Origin of the sequence: Streptomyces sp. NPDC057654, assembly GCF_042800135.1 — a bacterium.
In the GTDB taxonomy this organism is placed as follows: Bacteria; Actinomycetota; Actinomycetes; order Streptomycetales; family Streptomycetaceae; genus Streptomyces.
Map to the genome: position 1 here is coordinate 1 of NZ_JBHVHQ010001126.1, position 2267 is coordinate 2267.

The 2267-nt window shown below is 75.7% G+C and carries 1 protein-coding gene and 1 pseudogene; both read left to right on the plus strand.

What is annotated here, in order from left to right; translation table 11 throughout:
- Nucleotides 1–901: hypothetical protein (locus ACFU99_RS41210; RefSeq protein ID WP_384403208.1), on the plus strand; the 901-nt coding region annotated here is incomplete at its 5' end.
- 56 nt (nucleotides 902–957) lie between these two features.
- Nucleotides 958–2267: pseudogene (locus ACFU99_RS41215) on the plus strand (hypothetical protein); the annotation flags it as partial.

Consider the following 2267-nt stretch of genomic DNA (forward strand, 5'->3'; position numbering starts at 1 on the left):
GCACGCCGACGGCGCCGCGCAGTGGGAGGCGCCCACCGCCGAGGCGGAACCGGCGCAGTCCGCACCGGCGGCCACCGCTTCCGTCACCCCCGCCGACGCCGCCGACGCGGCCCGTCTCGTCGCCTACGGGCTCCAGCCCAAGCTGCTGCCCGCCCGCGACGCGGACTACGCCGAACTGCTGCGCCGCCACCGCGACGAGCCCGCCTTCGCGCGGCTCGCCGACGCCGTCGCCACCGGACTCGGCCTCATCGTCCTCGAAGTGTCGCAGCGCGCCGGAATGGCCGTCGCGGCCGCCGAGGACTCCGTCTTCGCCGTCCGCATGGGCGACTACGCCCGCCGCGCCACCGCGGACTCCGCCGACCGCTTCCTGCACGGACTGGCCCACCTCTGCGTAGCGGCCCTGGCGTTCCCGCGCCCCGAGGACCTCGCCGACGACGGCTACATCGGCCGCGTCACGGTCAACGGCGTCGACGCGTTCGTACGGCAGGCCTGCCGCCGCCTGGAGGAGCGCGCCGAGGAACAGGGCGACAACACCGACCCCACTACCGACGCGCCCGGACTGGAGGCGGCCTGGCGGGTGTACGCGCGCCGCAGCGCGACCGGGGCCACCAAGGACGCCCGCCGGCTGGCCGGTTCGACCACCGGCATCATCGCCAAGGCCGTCGCCTTCCTCGTCGACTCCGGCTTCCTCCAGCGCACCGGCGACGACTCCGGCGGCGCGTTCCGCACCACCGCCCGCTACCAGCTCCAGGTCCGCGACATGGCGGGCAGCGCCGCCATGGCCGAGCTGCTGGAGCTGGGCATCGTGCCCGTCGGCGACGGCGGCGCGACCCTGCTGCCGCCGCAGGACGCCGACGACCTCGACCTGGTCGCCGACGCCGGCCTGCCGTTCCACGCCTGACCCCGGCACCGCTGCCGCCCCCGCAACCCGCCCGCACGCAACGAGAGTCCGCCGCCATGTACGAGCTGTCCCGGGTCCGCCTCTACTCCATCGGGCCCGCCGGCGCGCGCTACGCCGACACCGTGCTGGACCTGCGCGGGGTCGGCGCGCCCGTGCCCACCCCCGCGCCCACGCAGGCGGAGTTCTTCGAGGACGAGCCCGTCGGGCCGCCGCGCCGCCCCGCCCCCGCCGGAGTGCTCTTCCTGGAGAACGGCGGCGGCAAGTCCGTACTCCTCAAGCTGATCTTCTCCGTCATGCTGCCCGGCCACCGCAACACCCTGGGCGGCGCCAGCTCCGGCGTGCTGCGCAAATTCCTCCTCGCCGACGACTGCGGACACGTCGCCCTGGAGTGGCAGCACGTCCTCACCGGCGAAAGCGTCGTCGTCGGCAAGGTCAGCGAATGGCGCGGCCGGCAGGTCTCCGGCGACCCCCGGAAGTTCGCCGAAGCCTGGTACTCCTTCCGCCCCGGCCCCGGCCTGAGCCTCGACTCGCTGCCCGTGGCCGAGTCCACCGCCATGCGCCGCGACGTCGAGGGCGCCTCCGGGGCCCGCGGCCGCCGCCGCACCATGAAGGGGTTCCGCGACGCCATCACCGAGGCCGACAAGGCGTATCCGCACCTCGACGTGGTGTGGGAGGAGATCCACGAGCGCTGGAACGAACACCTCGGCGAGCTCGGCCTCGACCCCGAACTCTTCCGCTACCAGCGCGAGATGAACGCCGACGAGGGCGAGGCCGCCGGCCTCTTCGCCGTCAAGAACGACTCCGACTTCACCGACCTGCTGCTGCGCGCCGTCACCGACACCCGCGACACCGACGGCCTCGCCGACCTCGTCCACGGCTTCGCCCACAAGCTGGGCCGCCGCGCCGAACTGACCGCCGAGCGGGACTTCACCGCCGGCTCCCTCGATCTCCTCTCCCGCATCGCGGAACTGGCACTCGGCCGCGAGCAGGCGCGGGGCGTGCACGCCGGGGCCGAGCGCCGCACCCGCGCCCTCGCCCGCCGTCTCTCCGCCCGCGGCGCGCGGGAGCGCGGCAACGCCGCCGAGCTCGCCGAACAGGTCGCCTCCGCCGCCCACGCCGTCACCGACGCCGAACAGGATCGCGGCCGCAGCTCCCTCGTCGCCGCCGAACTCGCCTACCGGCACGCCTCCCTGGCGCTCGCCGCCGCCGAGAAGGGCGCCGCCGCCCAGCGCCGCGAACTGACCGAGGCCCGCACGCTGCACATGGCGTGGCAGGCCGCCGAGACCGTGCTGCGCCACCGGGCCGCCGCCGACCGCTCCGCCCGCGTCGCCGCCGCCATCCGCGAGGCCGAGCGCGACGCCGCCCC